Origin of the sequence: Kribbella pittospori (assembly GCF_004331465.1) — a bacterium.
In the GTDB taxonomy this organism is placed as follows: Bacteria; Actinomycetota; Actinomycetes; order Propionibacteriales; family Kribbellaceae; genus Kribbella; species Kribbella pittospori.
In genome coordinates this window covers 380,578-400,816 of record NZ_SJKB01000006.1, presented here as the reverse complement: position 1 = coordinate 400,816, position 20,239 = coordinate 380,578, and the positions used below count along the sequence as shown (strand labels likewise).

Annotated in this window: 19 protein-coding genes; 12 read left to right on the top strand and 7 right to left on the bottom strand. The window is 68.1% G+C overall.

Annotated features, from left to right (window positions below):
- Positions 1-1,518: 1,518 nt before the first annotated feature.
- The 3 genes from E0H73_RS21360 to E0H73_RS21350 form a co-directional block, all read right to left on the bottom strand.
- Positions 1,519-2,526: a LacI family DNA-binding transcriptional regulator gene (locus E0H73_RS21360; protein ID WP_131359232.1), complete on the bottom strand. Its 1,008-nt coding sequence runs from the start codon at positions 2,524-2,526 to the stop codon at positions 1,519-1,521.
- 69 nt (positions 2,527-2,595) lie between these two features.
- On the bottom strand, positions 2,596-3,555 hold the full coding sequence (locus tag E0H73_RS21355) for a ribokinase (RefSeq protein ID WP_131359230.1): 960 nt from the start codon (positions 3,553-3,555) through the stop codon (positions 2,596-2,598).
- Entirely contained in the window at positions 3,552-4,205 is a 654-nt protein-coding gene (locus E0H73_RS21350; RefSeq protein WP_131359228.1) for a KpsF/GutQ family sugar-phosphate isomerase, read from the bottom strand. The genes E0H73_RS21355 and E0H73_RS21350 overlap by 4 nt, the downstream gene beginning before the upstream one ends.
- Positions 4,206-4,441: 236 nt before the next feature.
- Between E0H73_RS21350 and E0H73_RS21345 the strand changes: the two genes are divergently transcribed.
- The 4 genes from E0H73_RS21345 (at position 4,442) to E0H73_RS21330 (ending at position 9,593) form a co-directional block, all read left to right on the top strand.
- The gene (locus E0H73_RS21345; RefSeq protein WP_131359227.1) at positions 4,442-5,803 is read left to right on the top strand and encodes an ABC transporter substrate-binding protein; all 1,362 of its coding nucleotides are present in this window, start codon (positions 4,442-4,444) and stop codon (positions 5,801-5,803) included.
- 68 nt (positions 5,804-5,871) lie between these two features.
- Entirely contained in the window at positions 5,872-6,759 is an 888-nt protein-coding gene (locus E0H73_RS21340) for a carbohydrate ABC transporter permease (RefSeq protein WP_202867490.1), read from the top strand.
- On the top strand, positions 6,749-7,546 hold the full coding sequence (locus tag E0H73_RS21335) for a carbohydrate ABC transporter permease (RefSeq protein ID WP_131359222.1): 798 nt from the start codon (positions 6,749-6,751) through the stop codon (positions 7,544-7,546). Before E0H73_RS21340 ends, E0H73_RS21335 begins: the two co-directional genes overlap by 11 nt.
- Positions 7,547-7,556: 10 nt before the next feature.
- Complete coding sequence (locus E0H73_RS21330; RefSeq protein ID WP_131359187.1) at positions 7,557-9,593, top strand: DUF4185 domain-containing protein; 2,037 nt, start codon at positions 7,557-7,559, stop codon at positions 9,591-9,593.
- A 109-nt stretch (positions 9,594-9,702) separates the two neighbouring features.
- Here E0H73_RS21330 and E0H73_RS21325 read toward each other — a convergent pair whose 3' ends face one another.
- Together E0H73_RS21325 and E0H73_RS21320 are read right to left on the bottom strand one after the other, a co-directional pair.
- A complete protein-coding gene (locus tag E0H73_RS21325; RefSeq protein WP_131359184.1) occupies positions 9,703-10,371 on the bottom strand; it encodes a maleylpyruvate isomerase family mycothiol-dependent enzyme in 669 nt (222 codons plus the stop codon).
- Entirely contained in the window at positions 10,362-11,021 is a 660-nt protein-coding gene (locus tag E0H73_RS21320; RefSeq protein ID WP_131359181.1) for a pyridoxine/pyridoxamine 5'-phosphate oxidase, read from the bottom strand. Before E0H73_RS21320 ends, E0H73_RS21325 begins: the two co-directional genes overlap by 10 nt.
- 93 nt (positions 11,022-11,114) lie before the next feature.
- On the opposite strand from E0H73_RS21320, the gene E0H73_RS21315 reads away from it, so the two are divergent.
- The 7 genes from E0H73_RS21315 to E0H73_RS21285 all read left to right on the top strand — a co-directional run bounded on the left by E0H73_RS21315 (position 11,115) and on the right by E0H73_RS21285 (position 16,664).
- Positions 11,115-11,705 (top strand): CGNR zinc finger domain-containing protein, encoded by a 591-nt coding sequence (locus E0H73_RS21315; RefSeq protein ID WP_131359178.1) that lies wholly within the window; start codon positions 11,115-11,117, stop codon positions 11,703-11,705.
- 10 nt (positions 11,706-11,715) lie between these two features.
- A complete protein-coding gene (locus tag E0H73_RS21310) occupies positions 11,716-12,402 on the top strand; it encodes a VOC family protein (RefSeq protein WP_131359175.1) in 687 nt (228 codons plus the stop codon).
- Positions 12,402-13,481, top strand: coding sequence for a succinyl-diaminopimelate desuccinylase (gene dapE, locus E0H73_RS21305; protein WP_131359172.1), 1,080 nt, complete (start codon positions 12,402-12,404; stop codon positions 13,479-13,481). Before E0H73_RS21310 ends, dapE begins: the two co-directional genes overlap by 1 nt.
- A 25-nt stretch (positions 13,482-13,506) precedes the next feature.
- Positions 13,507-14,376 carry an LOG family protein gene (locus E0H73_RS21300; protein WP_131359169.1) on the top strand — a complete coding sequence of 290 codons (870 nt, stop codon included), beginning with the start codon at positions 13,507-13,509 and terminating at the stop codon, positions 14,374-14,376.
- A 76-nt stretch (positions 14,377-14,452) separates the two neighbouring features.
- Complete coding sequence (locus tag E0H73_RS21295; protein WP_272949143.1) at positions 14,453-15,658, top strand: DivIVA domain-containing protein; 1,206 nt, start codon at positions 14,453-14,455, stop codon at positions 15,656-15,658.
- Complete coding sequence (locus E0H73_RS21290) at positions 15,658-16,107, top strand: SRPBCC family protein (RefSeq protein WP_131359163.1); 450 nt, start codon at positions 15,658-15,660, stop codon at positions 16,105-16,107. Before E0H73_RS21295 ends, E0H73_RS21290 begins: the two co-directional genes overlap by 1 nt.
- Complete coding sequence (locus tag E0H73_RS21285) at positions 16,104-16,664, top strand: DNA-3-methyladenine glycosylase I (protein ID WP_131359160.1); 561 nt, start codon at positions 16,104-16,106, stop codon at positions 16,662-16,664. The genes E0H73_RS21290 and E0H73_RS21285 overlap by 4 nt, the downstream gene beginning before the upstream one ends.
- Before the next feature lie 1,567 nt (positions 16,665-18,231).
- On the opposite strand, the gene E0H73_RS21280 is transcribed toward E0H73_RS21285, so the two are convergent.
- Together E0H73_RS21280 and E0H73_RS21275 are read right to left on the bottom strand one after the other, a co-directional pair.
- Positions 18,232-19,023, bottom strand: coding sequence for an enoyl-CoA hydratase/isomerase family protein (locus E0H73_RS21280; protein WP_131359157.1), 792 nt, complete (start codon positions 19,021-19,023; stop codon positions 18,232-18,234).
- A 33-nt stretch (positions 19,024-19,056) separates the two neighbouring features.
- Positions 19,057-19,872: a PaaX family transcriptional regulator gene (locus E0H73_RS21275; protein ID WP_131359154.1), complete on the bottom strand. Its 816-nt coding sequence runs from the start codon at positions 19,870-19,872 to the stop codon at positions 19,057-19,059.
- A 165-nt stretch (positions 19,873-20,037) separates the two neighbouring features.
- Between E0H73_RS21275 and E0H73_RS21270 the strand changes: the two genes are divergently transcribed.
- Entirely contained in the window at positions 20,038-20,205 is a 168-nt protein-coding gene (locus E0H73_RS21270) for a DUF3117 domain-containing protein (protein ID WP_012923066.1), read from the top strand.
- Positions 20,206-20,239 lie beyond the last annotated feature (34 nt).

Here is a 20,239-nt window from a genome sequence, read left to right as displayed (position 1 = left end):
CTGACTATCAGCCACCTCCGGCGGCGTGCGCGACTGTGGACCCGTGCGGGTGTGGTCGCCGTCGTCAGCTGTGGTGGGTGGCCTGGCGTGGAGTGGACACCGCTACGCGGGGGCTGTCGGGTTGGCCGCCCTCGGCGGCGTGCGCAGACCGGCACGGCGTGCCACACGCGATAGGCGCCAGCTGCGGTCGGTGGTCCGGCGCGGAACGGACACCGTTTCGCGGCGGCTGTCCCGTTGGCCGCCTTCGGCGGCGCACGCGACTGTGGACCCGTGCAAGGGTGATTGCCGTCGCCGGCTGTGGTGGGTGCTCTGGCGTGGAGTGGACACCGCTTCGCGGCGGCTCCCGTCGGCCGCCTTCGGCGGCGTGCGCGACGCCATACGACAACTGCGGCCAGCTAGCACCGATGCACGCATCACGTGATCGGCGCCGGCAGCTCACCGACGGCTCCCACTGGCATCGAACCGCCCTTCGGCGGAGCGCACAGTGACGTGCTGCCAGGAGCCAGCGCACCGCAAAGGACCGGTACACCGACGTGTCTCTCGTCGCCCGCTGTCCACCGCCGACTCTGTGCACCGATCAACCACCAAAGACCGTCCCGCGTGACCAACCCGTGCACAAGGTCGCGTCAGGCATGCACTCGGAGACTGGCCGATCAGCCGGGCAGTTGGTAGCAGGCGATGGTCGCGGTCCGGCAGGCCATCACAACGGGCGAGCTGTAGACCCCGGTGACCCGATTTCCGCCTGGCCCGCTACCGCGGGAGTGCGGTCGCGTCCATTGTGATGGCCTGCCGGTGCGCAGCACGCGGGGATCGTCGCGTCGCAGGCGGACCCGCCGCACTCACCAACCACTCGGAGGCTGAGGTCGCCACGCTCACCTCGAGCGTGGAGGTAGGCCGACGGCCAGGTTGGTGAGTGCGGCACGTCCGCACCCCGGCGGCACCGAGAATTCGGGGTGCCTCCTCGGCGTGATGGCCACGTCGACCGAGGATCCGTCTGCAACCAGCCTCCTGGCGGAGTACATCTAGTCCTTGTCGATGATCGTGTTGAAGAAGACCACCGCGGCCGCCCGGCGGTAGGAGGCTGATCGGTGACCGGAACGCTCACCACGCCGTAGATCAGTGGACGGTTCCGCACGCCGCCGGAGGCGGCCAATAGGACAGCCTCCGCGAAGCGGTGGCCACTCTGCGTTCGTCCTGTGTCCCAGTTGCTGGCGGGACGGCGGTGGGCGGCGGACCGTTCCGCCCGCCGCCGGAGCCGGCCGATAGTCGGCCGCCGCGAGGCGGTGTCCTTTGTGCGGTGTGCGTCCGCTCCGCAGTCCGCGCGCTCACACCGGCTCGTGTCGCAGTCGCGCACCCGCTGGAGGCGGCCGATAGGTCAGCCGCCGCGGAGCGGTGTCCGCTTTGCGTTCCTCGTGCGTGCCAGTAGCCGGCGGGAGGGGGCTGGTCGGTGGACAGTTCCGGGCCGATAGTCGGCCGCCGCGGAGCGGTGTCCGTTGCGGTGTCCGACTGGGGGACTTCTCAGCGTTTCTTGGTTCTTGGGGCTGAGGTGGCTCGGATGTGGAGTTCGGTGCGGAGGGTGACGGTGGAGGGTGGGCGGCCGGGGGAGGCGGTGCGGTCCTTCAGGAGGAGGCCCGCGGTGCGACCCAGCTCGTACGTCGGTTGGGCCACCGTGGTCAGGCTGGGTACGACGAGGTCCGCCCACGGGATGTCGTCGAAGCCGACCACCGCGATGTCGGCCGGAGCGCGGAGGCCCTTCTTCGCAAGGCATTCGAGCGCACCAACCGTCATCAGGTTGTTCGTGACGAACAGCGCCTCAGGCGGCTCGGCGAGCTCCAGCAAGCTCTCCATCGCCGCATACCCACCCGCCTCGCGGAAGTCCGCGTGCCGGACCAGGTCCTTGTTGTAGCGAATCCCACCAGCCCGCAACGCCGACCGATACCCGGCCAGCCGGTCCATCGCCGTACTGACCTTCCGGGGACCGGTGATACATGCGATCCGCTGATACCCACCGTCGATCAAGTGTTTGACGCCCTCGTGCGCACCGTGCTCGTTGTCGACCAGCACGGTGTCCGCCTCGACCCCGTCGACCCGGCGGTCGATCAGCACCAGCGGGATCTTCGCTTCCGCGAGCTGCTGCACGCCCTCGGCCGTCGACGTCGGGGAGATCACCACGCCCGCCATCTGGTCGGTCAGCACCGCCGAGGCGTACGCAGCCTCCTTGGCCGGATCCTCGTCCGAGTTGCACAGTACGACGTGGTACCCCTCGGTCTGCGCGACATCCTCCAGACCGCGGACCAGCGACGTGAAGAACGGGTTCTCGATGTCGGAGATGACCACGGCCCACAGGTTCGTACTGGACTTGCGCAGGTTCCGCGCGACGCCGTTGGGCCGGTACCCGAGCTCGGCGACCGCGGCCCGGACCTTCTCGGACAACTGCGGATCCACGTTGCGACGGCCGCTCAGGACCCGCGAGACGGTGGCCGGGGACACGCCCGATCTACGCGCGACGTCGTAGATCGTCGTCATGCCCGCTCCCCGCTGGAGATCCGATGGTCGTCTGGATCGCACTCTAACCCCGATCCGCCAGAAAGGATCTCATGGTGACGGCGGGCCGAGGCTGGAAGCCGCGCCGTCCAGGAGGGCGACGGCGGTCGCGCGGTCCGGCGCGGAGTCCGCGGCGCCGTTCACGGTGGTGGAGAGAGCACCGGCAGCGTTGGCCAGCCGTACGGCGTCGATCAGCTCGGCACCGCCGGCCAGAGACGCGGCCAGCGACCCGCAGAAGGCATCGCCAGCACCGACCGTGTCGACAGTCGCAACCCGGTGTGCCTCAACCCGCTCCTCGAAGTCGCGAGCCCGATCGAGAACAAACGCGCCCCGCGACCCCAGCGTCACGACGCACCCGCGCAGGTCCCACTCCTCGGCCAGCTTCCGCGCGATCGCGGGCACCTGCGATTCGTCGTCGCAGTTCAGTCCGGTCAGCGCAGCCGCCTCTACCTCGTTCGGGACCAGGATGTCGACGTACGACGCCAGCGACGGATCGACCGGGCCGACCGGGGCCGGGGTGAGGATCGTGGTGACGTCCGCGGTCGAGGCGAGCCGGAGGGCAGCGTGGCTCGCCTCGACCGGGAGTTCGAGTTGGACGCTGAGGACCTTACTGGCAGTAAGTACGCCGGCCGCTGCCTCGACATCCTCCGCCGTGATCGCCGCGTTGGCGCGGGACACGATGATGATCGAGTTGCCACCGTCGGGCAGTACGAGCGGCAGACCGACGCCCGTACCGAGGGAGGGATGACGGACCACCCACGCGGTGTCGACGCCGTCGGACTCGAGCAGTTCGAGGAACTCCTCGCCGTACCGGTCCTCGCCGATGGTGCCCACGATCGCAGTCCGCGCGCCCATCCGCGCGGCCGCGATCGCCTGGTTCACTCCCTTGCCACCGAGGAACTCCGCGAAGCCGGTCCCGTGCAGGGTTTCCCCTGGCAACGGTCGCCGCTCGGCCGAAGCGACCAGGTCCTTCATGAACGACCCGAGCACGCAGACGTCGTACGAACTCATGCCTCGTCCCCCAGCAGACGCTTGCCGAGGGCACCTGATGGATGAAACCGGGCGAAGTCGTGGTGACTGAACTCCCGCAGTACGACGAGGGCGCAGGCGAGCGCATCACCCATCGCGAGCGAAGCCGTGGTCGATGCGGTCGGGGCGAGGTTCAGTGGGTCCGCCTCCTTCAGCACCATCGTGTCCAGCGTGTACGTCGCCAGCCGGGCCAGCGTCGACTCCTCGTTGCCGGTCATCGCGATCACCGGGATCTCCCGGTCACGCAGCATCCGGGCGAACGCGCACACCTCGGCGGTCTCACCGGAGGCGGACAGGGCGAGGACCAGGTCGCGCGACGTCACCGCACCGGAGTCGCCATGCAACGCGTCCCCGGAGTGGATGAAGGTCGCCGGCGTACCGGTGCTGGCGAGCGTGGCGGCGATCTTGCGGCCGACCAGCCCGGACTTGCCGAGGCCGGTCACCACCAGGTGACCTTCGCAGCCGGCGACGGCTGTCAGTACGTCGAGGAAGACCCCGTCCAACCTGTCCGCCAATGCGGACACCGCCGCGGCCTCGGTCTCGATCGCGTTCCGCGCCGCTTGTAATCCCCGTGCCACCAGGTCCCTGGACAGCTCGTCGGCCGTGCGGTGGGCGGTCGCACGGTTCGGCACAACTGGCATTCCAGCGCCTCTCAGGTAAGAAATCGATTTCCGAAGAGTAGGCAACCCGATCCGGCAGTGTCAACGTCTGCATCCAGGTCGAAACCCTCACCCCCACGAGGAAATCGACCGAGTTGATCACATCGTCACCCGCTCGGGCCTTGACCCGTCAGGGCGTCACTCGTAGATTGCGAGAAATCGATTGCCAACCTCGGTCGTTCGTAAGACACACCCCCCTGGAGCACGTGATGGCCGCAACACCCTTCCCTGCAAGGCCGATCAGCCGCCGTTCGATCCTGCGCGGCGGACTCGGCGCCGTCGCCGCGTCGGCGGCCGGCGTACCGCTGCTGTCCGCCTGTGGTGGCGACGACTCCGGCGGCAACGCCAAGGAGATGTCGTTCTGGAACTTCTACGGCCCGTCCGACGACCAAGGCCCACAGAGCAAGTGGTTCGTCGACACCGTCGCGGAGTGGAACAAGAACAACGACGTCAAGGTCAAGCTGCGCTACATCCCCGGCAAGGACTACCTGAACGGGACCACCCTGCAGACCGCGTTCCAGTCGGGGCAGGGCCCGGACATCTTCCTGATCAGCCCCGGCGACTTCCTCCGGTACTACAACGGCGGCGTACTGCAGGACCTCGGCTCGGCGCTGTCCGACGACTCCAAGGCCGACTACCTGCCCGGCCTGCTCGAGGCGCGCAGCGTCGACGGCAAGGTCTACGGCCTGCCAATGGAGATCGAGCCGCTGGCGATGTACTACAGCGAGACCGCGTTCGAGAAGGCGGGCCTGTCCGAGGCGGACCTGCCGAAGACCTGGGACCAGACCATCGCGGTCGCGGAGAAGCTGACCGGCAAGGACCGGTACGGCGTGATGTTCGAGACGCTGCCCGGCTACTACCAGAACTTCACCTGGTACCCGTTCCTGTGGCAGGGCGACGGTACGCCGATCAAGGACGGCAAGGCCGCGTTCGACTCGCCGGCTGCCGTCCAGGCACTGAAGTTCTGGCAGGACACCATCCAGCACAAGGTCGCTCCGCGCAAGGCGCTCGGGGACGGCGGCGGCGACGTCGTGTCGAACCTCGGTTCCGGCGCGGCCGCGATGCAGCAGAGCGGCATCTGGGCGGTCGCGGACATGCGCGCGAAGGCCAAGACCTTCAAGTACGGCATCATCCCGCACCCGACCCCGGACGGCGGCAAGCCGGCCACCGACCTCGGCGGCTGGGCGTTCGTGGCCAACTCCAAGGGCGCGAACCCGGAGGCCGCGGCGAAGTTCATCGCCTGGGCGCTCGGCTCGACCGATGCCGCCGGCATCGAACGGCAGCGGCAGTGGAACACCGTGGTGAAGACCAACCTGCCGCCGCGCAAGTCGGTGCAGCAGGCGGCGGACGCCAAGGGTGCCTTCGCCGATGGCGCGCTGAAGAAGTTCGTCAGTGAGATCGCGCCGACCGGCAAGCCGGAGCCGCGGTTCCCACCGGAGGTGTACCAGCCGATCGCGGACGCGATCCAGGCCTGCCAGCTGAACGCGTCCGACCCGGCCAAGGCGGCGGCTGACGCTGCGGCCAAGATCGACACGTTCCTGAAGACCTACCAGGGCGCGCCGATCAGCTGATGGTGACCACGACAGCCCCTCCCACCGCCGCACGGAAGAAGGCCCAGGCTCCCAGAGCCAAAGCCGGGATGACGCGGAAACGGCGCGAGGCACTGGCGGCGTACGCCTTCCTCGCGCCGGACACCATCGGTCTGCTGATCTTCGTCGCACTGCCGATGGTGCTCGCCTTCGGCGTCGCGTTCTTCAAGGTCGACGGCTTCGGCAACTACCAGTACGTCGGTCTGGCCAACTACAAGCTGATGGCCGGCGACGACCAGCTCTGGGCGTCGTTGAAGGTCACCGCGATCTACGTCGTCACGTTCGTACCGATCGCGTTCGTGGTGAGCTTCGCGCTGGCCATGCTGGTGCGCAACCACTTCAAGGGCATCGGCTGGGTCCGCTCGGCGTTCTTCCTGCCGAACGTGGTCAGCCTGGTCGTGGTCGGCCTGATCTGGCAGTTCCTGCTGGTCGACAAGCGCGGCGCGCTGTCCAAGCTCCTCGCGCCGTTCGGTCTCGGCGACGTGTCGTTCCTCGGTACGCCGTCCCTTGCGCTCGGCACCTATGTGGTGATCAGTGTCTGGTTCCTGATGGGGTATCAGATGCTGGTCTTCCTGGCCGGGTTGAAAGACGTACCGAAAGAGCTCGAGGACGCCGCGGAGATCGACGGTGCGAGCTCGTGGCAACGATTCCGCTACGTGATCTGGCCGCTGCTCCGCCCGACCAGTTTCTTCGTCGTGGTCAACTCGACGATCGGCGCGGTGACCGGTCTACAGGCGTTCGACCTGGTCTTCGTGCTCACCAAGGGCGGACCGGCTCGCGCCACCAGCACGGTCGTGCTCTACATCTACGAGCAGGCGTTCACCTTCAACAACATGGGGTACGCCGCCGCGCTGACCACCGTGGTCGTCGCGATCCTGGTGATCTGCACCGGCCTGATGTTCGCCTTCACCCGAGGAGGCCGCTTCGATGAGGATTAGATTCCTGCCGATCCTGGCGCACGTACTGGCGATCATCGCCGTACTGCCGCTGCTGTGGATCGCGATCAGCGCGCTGAAGCCGGCCGAGGACGTCTTCAACTTCGGCTGGCCGACCACCTGGACGCTGGACAACCTCCAGTACGTGCTGCTGAAGATCCCGATGCCGCGGTTCATGCTGAACAGTGCGATCGTGTCGGTGGTCGTCACAGTGGTCGCGTTGTTCTTCCACTCGATGGCGGCGTACGCGTTGGCCCGGCTGCGGTTCCCGGGGCGCGGGATCATCTTCTCCGGCATCATGTCGACGCTGCTGGTGTCGCTGCCGGTGATCCTGGTGCCGCTGTTCCTGGTGGCCAAGCAACTCGGCCTGCTGGACAGCTACGCCGGCCTGATCGTGCCCAGCATCTTCCATGCCTTCGGCATCTTCCTGCTCCGGCAGTACTACCTGAACATCCCGCGGGAGCTGGAGGAGGCGGCCGACCTGGACGGCTGCGGCTACTGGCGGCGGTACTGGAGCGTCATCCTGCCGCTCAGCCGGCCCGTGCTCGCGTCGCTGTCGGTGCTGTTCTTCCTGGCCAACTGGAACGCGTTCCTGTGGCCGCTGACCATCACCAGGAACCCGGACCTGCGGGTGATCCAGCTCGGTGTGTCCGGGATGCAGGGGCAGTACGCCTCGGCCTGGAACCTCATTCTCGCGGCCGCGGTGATCGCGGCCATCCCGACGGTCGTGGTGTTCGTGGCGGGCCAGAAACGTCTGGTCGACGCGATGAAGACGACCGGCCTCAAGTAAAGGAACGCTCATGAAGCGTGGGGCTCTGCTTGCTGTCCTGCCGCTGGTCTTCGGAACGGCGACACTGCTCACCCAATCCTCCGACTCCCCGCCGGCCACCGCCACGTCGACCGCCATCGGCACGGCACAGGTGGAGTCGAAGGGGACACCCAGCGCGAGCGACGGCGACCTGTGGCCGTCCTGCTGGGCCGGCAACGACAAGCTGTACGCCGCCAACGGCGACGGCAAGGGCTTCAGCCTGGACCAGGACTTCGCCGACATCGCGGTCAGCGAGACCAGCGGGACGCCGGGGAACTTGTCCGGGGCAACGATCTCGAAGGGCGACCAGGTCGGATCGATCTGGAGCGGGGCCGGGTACAACCGCAAGCCCACCGGGATGGTGTGCGTCGGGGACACGATGTACCTGGCTGTCCAGGACCTCGCGCTGGACTTCAACGACGTACCGGCCGCGACGATCCTGAAGTCCACCGACCATGGGCGGACGTGGACGTGGGACAAGAGCAAGCCGATGTTCGACGACCATGTGTTCACGACGATCTGGTTCGCGGACTTCGGCAAGGGCGGTGCGCTCGCGCCGGACGGGTACGTCTACGCCTATGGGCTGGACGGGAACTGGCGGGACTCGTTCGACGACACGGTTGCGGATCCGCAGAGTGTGTTCCTGGCGCGGGTTCCGCGCGGGAAGGTCCAGGATCGCGGGGCGTGGAAGTTCTACACCGGGTCCGGATGGTCGGCGAAGATCGCGGATCGCAAGCCGGTGCTGACGGATCAGCGGCGGCTGTACGCGCAGACGTACGGGACGAACGCGTCGAACCTGAGTGTGATCAGTCAGGGCGGGGTCACGTACCTGGCTCAGCAGAAGCGGTACGTGTACACGTCCTGGACGGAGTACACCTTCGAGTTCTACGAGTCGCCGACGCCGTGGGGTCCGTGGAAGCACTTCATGAGCAAGGACTTCGGCGGGTATCCGTGGTCGACCTCGAAGTACGGCGGGTACGGCGTGACGATCCCGTCGAAGTTCGTGCAGCCGGACGGCAAGACGATGTACATCCAGGCGAACGTCTGCCCGTGCGGTGGTGGCGGGATCGGGACGTCGGTCTACAACTTCAACCTGCGCAAGCTGGTGCTGACGCCTTCGTCTGATGCGCCGGCTGACAATCTGCCCGGGCCTGAGAACCTCGCGGCGCCGTCATCCGGTGCTGTCGCGATCTCCAAGTCGACGCAGTCGGGCAGTTTGGCGCTGATGAACGACGGTGCGACGACCGGGAGCGAGTCCGACTTCGACGACGAGGTGAAGGGTGCGTCGTGGTGGGGTTATCAGTGGCCGTCTCGCCACAAGGTCAACAACGTGTCGTTCACTTCGGGCGCGGTGTCGGCGCAGGGTGGGTTCTTCACGGGTCGGCCGCGGGTGCAGGTTCGTCGGGACGGTGCATGGGTCGAGGTTGGCGCGCAGACCGTGTCGCCGGCGTACCCGGGTGATGTCTCGGCCGGCGCCAACACGACGTACACGATCACGTTCCCTGCGCAGGAGACGGATGGTGTGCGGGTGATCGGCCTGCCGGGCGGGACGCGGAGCTTCACGTCCGTGTCGGAGTTGGCAGTCAGATACGTCGCTCAACTCGCCGATGGTGGCTTTGAAGGCACTGGTGGTGGGAAGCCGGCGTGGTTGTTCGAGGGTACGGCGGCCAACGGTGTCGACCGGGGACTCGGCTTCGCCCACTCCGGCGCCAACAACGGCTGGATCCGCTGCACCTGCACCGGTTGGAGCGCTCTCTACCAAACCATCCCCGTCACCCCAGGAGTCACCTACACCTTCGGCTCGTGGATCAACGCCTCAGCCAATCTGCCCGCTGACCAGGGCCGCTTCGGCGTCCGCAACGGCACCACAGACCTGGCCTCCACCACTTTCGGAGCCTCCACCGGCTACGTACACCACGAGGTCACGGTGAAGGTCCCCGAAGGAGTCCACGAACTAACCGTCTACGCGGGCTTCAACGCGCCTGGAGTAGACACCTTCATCCAGGTAGACGACTTCACGGTGGGGTAGGCGGACGCCCAGCACTCATCAATTGCCGAATGTCGCCGTCGGCACGCTCATTTCCCGCGTGCCGTGCCGACGGCCCGGCAGTTGATGAGTGCTGCAGGTCCGGGTCACGTCAGGGCCACGGGAGGAGGTCGGGGAGTGTGCCGTGGATCGGGGTGGGCGGAGTGCGGCCGGCGTACCAGGCTGTTAGGGCGGGGAGGGTGCCGGTGAGGGTGATGGGGGTGCCGGTGCCGTTCTCCCAGGTGGGGGCGTCGGTGGGTTGGAGGGTTAGGTGGATGCCTTCGGGGGTGCGAGGGCGGAGGAAGTTCAGGAGGTGGAGGCAGAAGGCGGGCGGCCAGGTGGCGGGGGTGGGGCCCAGGTTGAGGTCGGTGGTGTGGATGGTCAGTTCGCGCCAGGTGGTGTTGACGGCGGCGGCGATGTTGCTCTCGCGGTGGGTGATGGGGCGTTGCCAGTCGTCCGGGCCGACTTTGTCCCAGGTGGCGAGTAGGGCGGTTGTTGCGGCAGCGAGGTGCGACTTGAGTTCGGCGGCGGGGCGGTGAGCGCCGGCCTCGATGGCGGCGTCCCGGGCCGGGCGGCCGCCGTCGTAGAACTCGACGAGACGGCCCAGGAGGGCTTCGTCCACCTGCCGCGTCATCGCCTCGGAGAAGTTCGCGATGTGGGTAATGACGTGACCGCGGGACCACCCGGGCAGGACCGACGCACCGCGGGCGGTTTCCTCGTCCAGGTCCGCCACCAACGCGGTGAGCGCGGCGGCTGCTGTCTTGACGTCGTTCAGGGCCACAAGCGCTCCTTGGTCCAGGGAAGAGTCGGGTCGTCGAGCCGATAGCGAAGGCGAAGGTGGCGGCGATCGGGATCCGCCTGCCAGAACTCCACCTCATCGGCCCGCAGCGTGTAGAGAGTCCAGTTCGGAGCGACCACACCAGGCTCGGCGTTCAACCGCTCGGCTTGCTCCGCGACTGCCGCCTCAACGTCCGCCGGATCATCCAGTACGTCGCTCTGCCGTCCAGCCAACGTCTCGGCCCGGGCAGGAATCGGACGAGCCAGGAAGTCCCGCGCCGAGTCCTCCGGATCAGCGGCCTCGACCGTCCCCAGCACGCGGACCTGTCGGCCGAGCGGGATCCAGTAGAACGTCAGAGCGGCGTACGGGGAGCCGGCCAACTCCTCGCCCTTCCGGCTGCTCGAGGACGAGGCGAACTGCCACCCGTCGTCGGTGACGTCCTTCAGGATCAGGACCCGCGCGTTCGGCCGCCCGTCGGCGCGCACCGTCGACAGCGTCGCGGCACACGGCTCCGGGATCTGCTGGTCGACGGCGCCCAGCAGCCATTCGACGAACAGTGGATGCGGGGCGTCCGGCGTACGAGCCGGATCGAACGCCGGCGGAGTACCGGTCAACGTCGGGACTGCGCGCAATCTGGTGCGGAGGTCGGTCATCGAGTGCCTAACGGTAGGTACGGCCTGGCGCGTTAGTGACCTTAGAGCAGCAACTCACATGGCAGCAACCAGATATTCCATTAGACTGCGACCGTGAGCACGCTGGCTTTCGCTCTCGCGGCGACGATTCGGCACGACGGCAACGGCGGTGTCGCCGACCTTCTCGCGACGCCCGCCGACGCCGGCGCCTGGGTCGAGCAGCAGCACGACCAGATCGCGACCGTCCTCGACCGCCACCTGGAGATCACCGATCCGGGCGAGCTGCGTGGGGAGCTCGTGCGGATTCGGGGTGCCGTGCGGGCGCTGTTTGCCCGGGCTGTGGCGCCGGAACCGCCGAGCAAGGCCGACTCGGATCGGTTGATGGACGCCGAGGCCGCGCTGCGGATGGTGAATCGGGCCGCTGACCGGCTCGGAACCGCCCACCTGGACTGGCCTGTCGACGGCCCGCCGGCGGCACGCTGGTCCGGACGCACCGGCAACGAGACTGCGCTACTGGTTGGCGCGATCGGCCGATCGGCGATCGACTTCCTGGCCGGTCCGGATCGCGACCGGCTCCGCGCCTGCCCGGCTGCTCGCTGCGTCAAGTACTTCCTCCAGGACGATCCGCGCCAGACCTGGTGCTCCCCGGCCTGCGGGAATCGCGAGCGCGTGAACCGCCATTACCGTCGGCAGCACGGCCGATAGCCTGTGGGCTATGACCGTCGCACGTTTCAAGGACCTGTGTATCGACGTGACGTGTCCGAGCGCGATGACGGCGTTCTGGGGGAACGTCCTGGGGCTGACCTCGCCGGCTGACAACCCGAACGTGCTGGTCGGCGACGTACCGGAGAAGACCATCTGGATCAACAAGGTGGACGAGCCGCGGACGGTGAAGCAGCGCGTCCACCTGGACGTCGCCGCCGGGGCGATCGCGGACCTCGAGCGGCAGGGCGCGACGATCCAGGTGCCGGCCAGTGACGAGCAGATGTGGACCGTGATGGAGGACCCGGAGGGCGGCGAGTTCTGCGGATTCGTCCGCACCACCGTCCCGGCGTACAAGGTGCTGGAGCTCATCGTCGACGCAGCCGAGCCCGAGGCGCAGGCGCGCTGGTGGCATGGAGTGGTCGGTGGTGACTTCGGCAGTCGGCCGGGTACGCCGTACAACTGGCTGGAGAACGTGCCGGGTCTGCCGTTCCCGTACTGGGTCTTCGTGCCGGTGCCGGAGCCGAAGACGGTGAAGAACCGGGTGCACTGGGACGTCACCGCGCCCGCGCTGCAGCCGGTGCTCGACGCGGGTGCGACACTGCTGCGGCCCAGGGACGGCGAGATCGGCTGGAACGTTTGCGCCGACCCCGAGGGCAACGAGTTCTGCGTGTTCGTACCCCCGGCGGAGGACGCTTGATGAACAAGCTCGACCTGACCATGCCCGGCCCGGACCTGACCGAGGCGCTGGTCAACATCTCGTCGGTCAGCGGGACCGAGGAAGCGCTTGCGGACGAGGTCGAGGCGGCGTTGTCGGCGTACGGCCATCTGAAGGTGTTCCGGCACGGCAACACCGTGGTCGCGCGCACCGATCTCGGCCGGGACGAGCGGATCGTCATCGCCGGGCACCTCGACACCGTGCCGCTGAACGACAACCTCCCGGCCAGGCGCGCCGACGGCCTGATCCACGGGCTCGGCGCCTGCGACATGAAGGGCGGAGTCGCGGTCGGGCTCCGGCTCGCCGCGACGCTCGCCGAACCGAACCGCGACGTCACCTACGTCTTCTACGACTGTGAAGAGGTCGAGGCCGACCGGAACGGCCTGTTCAAGCTGACCCGGTCGAACCCGGAGCTCCTCGAGGGCGTGTTCGCGGTGGTGATGGAGCCGTCGAACGCGGTCGTCGAGGCGGGCTGCCAGGGCACGATGCGGATCGAGGTCACCACCCGCGGCGAGCGGGCGCACTCGGCCCGGTCCTGGATGGGGACGAACGCGATCCACGCCGCGGGCGGGATCCTCGCGCGGCTGGCGGCGTACGAGCCGCGGCGGGTGCCGATCGACGGCCTGGAGTACCGCGAGGGCCTGAACGCGGTCGCGATCCGCGGTGGCGTCGCGGGCAACGTCGTACCGGATCTGTGCACGGTGGAGATCAACTACCGGTTCGCGCCGAGCCGGTCGGAGGCCGAGGCGTCGGCGCACCTCCAGGAGGTGTTCGACGGGTTCGAGCTCGCAGTCACCGACTCTGCGCCGGGCGGGCTGCCTGGGCTGGAGCGGCCGGCCGCGGCGGCGTTCCTGCAGGTGGTCGGCGGTGAGCCGAAGCCGAAGTTCGGGTGGACCGACGTGGCCCGGTTCACGCTGCTCGGCGTACCGGCGGTGAACTACGGGCCCGGCGACCCGCTGTACGCGCACAAGCAGGACGAGTTCGTGCCCGAGGCCGAGATCGAGCTGTGTGAACAAAGGTTGAGGACTTGGTTGACGGAGCCCGCGTCGCCAGGCTGGTAAATACCTGACGACCTAACCTGGGGGTATGGCAGAACCCTCGATCCACCCCGACCGCCCGCTCGGCCACCAGCAGCGCGGGCCGGTGGTGATGCGCCGCAACCAGGTGCAGCAATCGACCTCGGAGCAGCGCCTGCTGGACAGCCGCGGCCCGACCGACTGGGTGCACACCGACCCGTGGCGGGTGCTGCGGATCCAGTCGGAGTTCATCGAGGGCTTCGGCATGCTCGCCGAGCTCGGCGCCGCGATCAGCGTGTTCGGCTCCGCTCGGACCAAGCCGCACGACCCGATGTACGCCGCCGCCGAGGAGTTCGGGCGGAAGTTGGTCGGCGCCGGTTACGCGGTGATCACCGGCGGTGGACCGGGCGTGATGGAGGCGGCGAACAAGGGTGCCTCCGAGGCCGGCGGCGTGTCGGTCGGGCTCGGTATCGAGCTGCCCTTCGAGAACGGCCTGAACGAGTGGGTCGACATCGGGATGAACTTCCGCTACTTCTTCACCCGCAAGACCATGTTCGTGAAGTACGCGCAGGGGTTCGTGGTGATGCCGGGCGGGTTCGGCACGCTCGACGAGCTGTTCGAGGCGCTCACGCTGGCCCAGACCCGGAAGGTCACGTCGTTCCCGGTCGTGTTGTTCGGTACGTCGTACTGGGGTGGGCTGGCGGACTGGCTGCGGGAGACGATGCTCGAGGACGGGAAGATCTCCGCGGCCGACCTGGAGATGTTCACCATCACCGACGACGTGGACGAGGCGATCAGCTACATCATCAAGGCCGGTGAGGGGGCCGACGCCGCCGCTGAGGAGGCCGCGGCCGCCGCTGCGCGGGACGTGGCTGAGGCGGACAATCCGGAGGCCCGCGAGCGTCGCGAAGCGCACCGGCTCGGCTCGGACGGGAGCTGAACCGGCCCGTGAGCCGCGGACGAAACGTGGCCGATTGTGCGGGTGACTGGATCGGCATGGCACGATCGGACCCGTGATGTGGTTCTTCGGGCTGATTGTGGTGCTGTTGATCGGGGCTGTCGCAGTGGTGGCGTCGGGTCGTTGGGGTGCCATGAGTACGGCGTACGACGACCGGCCCGACATGACCGTGCCGGCGCGGCAGGCGCTGAACTCGGCGGATATCGAGTCGGCCCGGTTCGCGGTCGGACTGCGCGGCTACCGGATGGACGAGGTGGACACGCTGCTCGAGCGCGTCGCGAAGGAGGTCGCCGAGCGCGACCGCCGGATCGCCGACCTCGAGCGTGCGGTCGCGCCGATCGTGGAGGCACCGGAAGGGGCGGGATTCACGTCCCGGTCCCGGTACAGCGCGACTGACTTCGACGACACCGGGACGCAGAAGCCGATCATGGTCGGGGGCGATTTCCCGGAGTCGGACACCTCGGAGCAGCCCGCGGTGACGGCTGAGCAGCCTGTCGTGACATCCGAGCAGGCTGCGGCGTCGCCCGGGCAGCCCGGAGTGCCGGGCGTGTTGCCGGAGCAGGCGACCGCGGGAGGCCAGCAGCCCGGGCCCGCGTCGCCTATGGCCGGCGGCGCTCAGGCCGCGGGCGGTGTGCAGCCCTCCGCTGGTGCTGGTGCTGGTGCTGGCGCTGGGGTGGATCCCTCCGCTGGTCCTGGCGCTGGAGTGCAGCCTTCCGCTGGGGTGCAGCCTGCGGCGGCACAGGACGTGTCGCCGGCAGCTGCTGCTGCCCCGCCCCGCCTGACTCTGCAGCAGCCTGTCGCTGACGATGACCCTGTGACTGCCGAGCACCCTGTCGTGACGGAGCAGACGGCTGCTGAACGGTCCGCCGCTTCCCACGCGGCTGCGGCGGATGAGTACGAGCGTCTCCAGGCCGAGGCCCGCGCCCTCCTGGAAGCCCAGTCCCAGCCAGGACCACCCCGGCGTACTCCGGCCGAGCGTCAGCCTGCTCCTCAGCAGTCGACACCGCCCCGGCAGTCGGATCCGCCGCCGGCTCCGCAGCAGCCCGAGTCTGCGTCGTACGAGCCGGACGGGGAGCCGTGGTACCAGCGGCCCGCTCCCGAGCAGCCGCCCGCGGCTGACAGCTCACAACCGGGCCAACAGCGGTCGGGGTCGGCAGCCGGACCGCAGCCCGCGCCGACGCCACACTGGGTGCTGCCTGACCCAGCGCCTCAGCACGAGGAGCCGGCTCCGCCTGAGCAGGGTGCTTACCAGCGGCCGAGCTGATGAACCCCGACGGGAACTGTCACGCGGAAGCGTCGGTCTATCTGTCGTTGAGTCCGCAGGCAGCCTGGGATGCTGCGATCGACTGGGAGCGGCAGTCGCGATGGATGCTGCTTACCCGCGTCTGGGCGACCGAGCACGACGGCGTCGGTGTCGGCGGTGGGATCGCGGCGCGCACTTCTGTCGGTGGCATCGGGTTCACTGACGACATGGTCATCACACACTGGGATCCGCCGCGCGAGTGCACGGTGAAACACCTCGGTACGGTCGTCGCCGGCACCGGGACCTTCTCGATCGTTCCGACCGGCGTCGGCAGCACGTTCACCTGGGCGGAGGACGTCGTACCGCCCTTGGGGAAGGTCGGTCGGATGGGGTGGCCCGTGGTGCGGCCGGCGTTCGAGGTGCTGATGCGGATCTCGTTGCGGCGGTTGGTGCGGGAGGTCGCGCGATGACGGTGATCGGGCCGGACGGCCAACCACGATGCGGGTGGGCGACCTCCGCGCCGGAGTACATCGAGTACCACGACAACGAGTGGGGCAAGGAGATCCGCGACGACCGCGGACTGTTCGAGAGGATGACGCTGGAAGGGTTCCAGTCCGGCCTGTCGTGGATCACGATCCTGCGCAAGCGGGAGAACTTCCGGGCCGCGTTCGCCCACTTCGATCCAGAGGTGATCGCGAAGTACGGCACCGACGACTACGACCGCTTGATGGCCGATCCCGGGATAGTCCGGAATCGCCTGAAGATCAACGCGACAATCTCCAACGCACGTGCGTTGCTAGAGCTGGACGACGGCGAGTTCACCGACCTGCTGTGGTCGTTCCAACCCGCCAACCGGAAAGCACCGAAGACGCTAGGCGATGTGCCGGCCACCACACCGGAGTCCGTCGCGATGTCAAAAGCCCTGAAGAAAAAGGGCTTCGTATTCGTTGGCCCGACCACCGCATACGCCCTGATGCAAGCCAGCGGCATCGTCAACGACCACCTCTCAACCTGCATCGCCCGTTGATCCTCCCCTAGCACAACACCCCGAAACCAGATCGACCGCAACTGTTTGCTGCGCACGCCAACCAGGCAGATGCAGCTGCCTGTGTGGGCGTTGAACGAGGCAGGACGTCGTAGCTCGTGGGCGTTGAATCCAGCAGGCCTTCTGCAGCCTGTGTGGCCGCTGAACCAAGCAGACGCAGCAGCTCCTGCGTACGCCGAACCCAACGGACGTAGCAACTTGTGTGGGCGCTGAAGGAGGCGGACGCTCCGGCTTGTGTGGCCCAGAACCAGGCGGACACAACTGCTTCTGTGCGCGCCGAACCCAACGGACGTAGCAACTTGTGTGGCCGCTGAACCGAGCAGGACTCGGAGTTTGTGTGGATGCTGGAGCAGACGGACGCTGCAGCTTGCGTGGACGCTGAACGAGGCAGGGGTGTGGCGGTTTGCATGGGCGTTGACTGGTTGGATTGTGGTGGGTTCTGACTGGCGCGCGCACGCCCGATGCACGTGCAGCTGCATGGGTACTTTGCGGCATGCAGCTGGCGCGTGCAATGGCACGATTGGCCGGAAACGCCTGTGGTGGAAGGGATCTGGGCCAATTTGGAACACAAACGGCTGAACGAGTTGTGCTCCGGGCACCGAACGTGATGAGGTGATTCCGGGCTCCCCGACTGTCAGGTGGTTGTCCGGCCGTGACTCGCCCGGCCGGAACGCGGCCGGGGAGCCCACCAAACTTTTCAGCCCCACGCACACTCCCTCCATCGCGCACCCGCAACCGCTCCCACCCACCCGTTCCTCGCTCGCGCCGAGCTCCTGCGTCGCCCGGCTTACTGACTGCGTGAGGTGATGTCGAGCGGGTGGTTCACCCCGGAGCAACTGTGGATCGGGAGTCCCCCACGCGACAGCTACACGCGCTCCTGTCGTCGCGTGCTCGCGGCCGCTCCCACCCGCCCCAATTCTTGCTCGCGCCGAGCTCCTTTCGTCGCCCGGCTTCTTGACTGCACTGCCATTGTCGAGTCGGTGGTTCACCTGTGACGACTGTGGATGGGGGAGTTCCCCACGCGACAGCTACGCGCGCTCCTGTCGTCGCGTGCTCCCACCCGCCCGTTCCTTGCTTGCGCCGGGACTCCTTCGTCGCCCGGCTTGTGACTGCACTGTGGTGTCGCCAGCACGTGGATTCTCGGCACACCGTGGATGGTGGTGGTCCGTGCCGGCGTGATGGGCATAGTGCCGGTGCCGAAGCAAGAAGTGGGAGCGGTGCGAGCACGCGACGACAGGAGCGCGCGTAGCGGTCGCGTTGGGTCGACCAACAAATCGTGCGTCTCGCCGAATGCAGCTCCCGTGTCAGCAGTTGGCGACCCGCCGGAGGCGGCCAGAAACAGTCGCCGCCGAAGGCTGTGTCCGATCTGCAGTCCAACCCCCTCACTCGAGTTGTTTCGGGTGATGCGCTGGTGCAGCAGTACGCCGATGCAGTCAGTAAGCCGGGCGACGAAGGAGTCCCGGCGCAGGCAAGGAAGGGGCGGGTGGGAGCGGCTGCGAGCACGCGACGGTAGGAGCGCGCGTAGCGGTCGCGTGGGGCAGAACCAACCTCAGCGGCCGTTGAAGGTGGGTTTTTCTTTGGCGACGAAGGAGGCGACCGCGTTGTGGTGGTCTTCGGTGTCGCCGGTCTGTTGCATTTTGCCCGCTTCGTACACCAAGGACTCGGCCAGCGTGTGCGTCGCCGAATACCCGAGCGACTGCCGCACGGCGCCGTACGCGACCGTCGGGCCATGAGCGAGCTTGGTGGCCAGCTCGGCAGTCACGGACGAGAGGTCGGCGGCGGGCACGACCGATGTGGCCAACCCGAGGTCGAGGGCTTCAGCGGCGGGGATCGTCCGGGGGAAGTAGAGCAGTTCCACAGCCTTCGCGTGCCCGATGAGACGGGGGAGGGTCCACGAGATGCCGGTGTCGCAGGACAGCGCGATGCCGGTGAAGGCGAGGTTGAAGCCGGCGGTGTCAGCAACCACCCGGAAGTCGCACGCGAACGCCATCGACGCGCCGGCCCCGGCCGCGACGCCGTTCACGGCCGCGATCACCGGCTTCGGCATATCGGCGAGGGCGAGGGCGATGGGGGCGTAGTGGTCGGGGACCGTGCTCCAGAGGGCGGCGGTGTCGTTCGCCTCCAGGAGGCCGATGTGTTCCTTCAGGTCCTGGCCGACGCAGAACGCTCGTCCGGTCCCGGTGAGTACGACGACGCGTACGGCGGTGTCCTCGGCGGCGGCCTGGACGGTGTCGCGGAGCAGGACCTTGGTCGGCGTGTCGAGCGAGTTCATCGCGTCGGGCCGGTTCAGGGTGATGGTGGCTACGCCGTCGGTGACGGTGTAGGTGACGGAGTCACTCATCGTGGTCAGCTCCTTGACAATCGGTGAGGAATTTCAGTGCAGTGTCAGGCAGTCGTCGACGAAACGCCCGGCCGCGGGGCTCAGTCGTTCGGCGTGGAAATCGAAGTATGCTGCGGCGCGCGTTCCGGCCCAGTCGTCGGGCAACAGCTCGCTCGGCAGCCCCGGGTCGAGGAACAGGAACTTGCGCCATTCGTGCACCAGTTCCGACCGTACGGCGAACGCCTGCTCGTCGGTGGTGTCGTCGCCGGCACTGTCCACCAGGACCTTGGCCTCGATCAGCCAGGCGTCGTACGACGCGCCGAGCTCGTCGAGTTTCCAGACCCGGCGGGCGAACTCGACGGCACCGGCGTCGACGGGGGCGCGGAACCGATCCGCGGCGATCCCTTCCACACCGAGGATCTGGTCCACCTCGGCGTCGTTGCGCAGCCCGACCCAGGCGCCGTCGGACAGCGGAGCCCAACCCAGGAAGGCGAGTTGGCTCGCGAGCTGGTCGCGGCGGCGTGCGTTCGGGACCTCGCGGAGGATGCCGAGATGCCAGTGCTGATCCCAGCCGGAGGAGCCGTTCGTACCGGCCGGACCGGTGCCGTCCGGGCTGGTCCGGTAGATCCGGGCGGCGGCGTCGTCGAGGCGGCGACGCGCCCGGGAGGTCAGTGCGTAGCCAGGTTGTCCGTCGATCCGGACCGGCTCCAGCCAGCCCTGCCGGACCATCCGGGACACGGCGGTGCGTACCGCCGGCGGATGGACCCCGAGCGGCGCGAGCAGCCGGACCAGCGCGGCGACCGGGGCTCGCGCGCCGCGGGCGCGCAGATGGTCGCCGTACAGGTCGAAAAGGGCTGAACGGGCGTGCACAAGACTTGAGTCTGCCGTATGGTGCACGGCTCTGGCCTGTGATCGGGGATAATGGTTGCGATACATACTGCGATACGCGCCGACGGCGCATCACCGCAACGGCGCCGGCGACGGTTCCCCGCGCGGTGTCGTCGCTCAACACCGACACTGGGAAGGGGTGCGCGCATGGCGGCGATGAAGCCGCGGACGGGCGATGGTCCGCTCGAGGTCACCAAGGAGGGCCGCGGGATCGTGATGCGGGTTCCGCTCGAGGGCGGCGGCCGGCTGGTCGTCGAGCTGAACGCCGACGAAGCGACCGAACTCGGCAACGCGCTCAAGGCCGTCGTCGGCTGAGCGGATCCCTCGAGGTGCCTTCCGCACCTCTGCC

Bases quoted from the DNA above. Each gene is read 5' to 3' on its own strand.
- E0H73_RS21360 (WP_131359232.1), bottom strand. From the start codon at position 2,526: ATGACGACGATCTACGACGTCGCGCGTAGATCGGGCGTGTCCCCGGCC.
- E0H73_RS21355 (WP_131359230.1), bottom strand. From the start codon at position 3,555: ATGAGTTCGTACGACGTCTGCGTGCTCGGGTCGTTCATGAAGGACCTG.
- E0H73_RS21345 (WP_131359227.1), top strand. From the start codon at position 4,442: ATGGCCGCAACACCCTTCCCTGCAAGGCCGATCAGCCGCCGTTCGATC.
- E0H73_RS21340 (WP_202867490.1), top strand. From the start codon at position 5,872: ATGACGCGGAAACGGCGCGAGGCACTGGCGGCGTACGCCTTCCTCGCG.
- E0H73_RS21335 (WP_131359222.1), top strand. From the start codon at position 6,749: ATGAGGATTAGATTCCTGCCGATCCTGGCGCACGTACTGGCGATCATC.
- E0H73_RS21330 (WP_131359187.1), top strand. From the start codon at position 7,557: ATGAAGCGTGGGGCTCTGCTTGCTGTCCTGCCGCTGGTCTTCGGAACG.
- E0H73_RS21320 (WP_131359181.1), bottom strand. From the start codon at position 11,021: ATGACCGACCTCCGCACCAGATTGCGCGCAGTCCCGACGTTGACCGGT.
- E0H73_RS21310 (WP_131359175.1), top strand. From the start codon at position 11,716: ATGACCGTCGCACGTTTCAAGGACCTGTGTATCGACGTGACGTGTCCG.
- dapE (WP_131359172.1), top strand. From the start codon at position 12,402: ATGAACAAGCTCGACCTGACCATGCCCGGCCCGGACCTGACCGAGGCG.
- E0H73_RS21300 (WP_131359169.1), top strand. From the start codon at position 13,507: ATGGCAGAACCCTCGATCCACCCCGACCGCCCGCTCGGCCACCAGCAG.
- E0H73_RS21295 (WP_272949143.1), top strand. From the start codon at position 14,453: ATGTGGTTCTTCGGGCTGATTGTGGTGCTGTTGATCGGGGCTGTCGCA.
- E0H73_RS21290 (WP_131359163.1), top strand. From the start codon at position 15,658: ATGAACCCCGACGGGAACTGTCACGCGGAAGCGTCGGTCTATCTGTCG.
- E0H73_RS21285 (WP_131359160.1), top strand. From the start codon at position 16,104: ATGACGGTGATCGGGCCGGACGGCCAACCACGATGCGGGTGGGCGACC.
- E0H73_RS21280 (WP_131359157.1), bottom strand. From the start codon at position 19,023: ATGAGTGACTCCGTCACCTACACCGTCACCGACGGCGTAGCCACCATC.
- E0H73_RS21270 (WP_012923066.1), top strand. From the start codon at position 20,038: ATGGCGGCGATGAAGCCGCGGACGGGCGATGGTCCGCTCGAGGTCACC.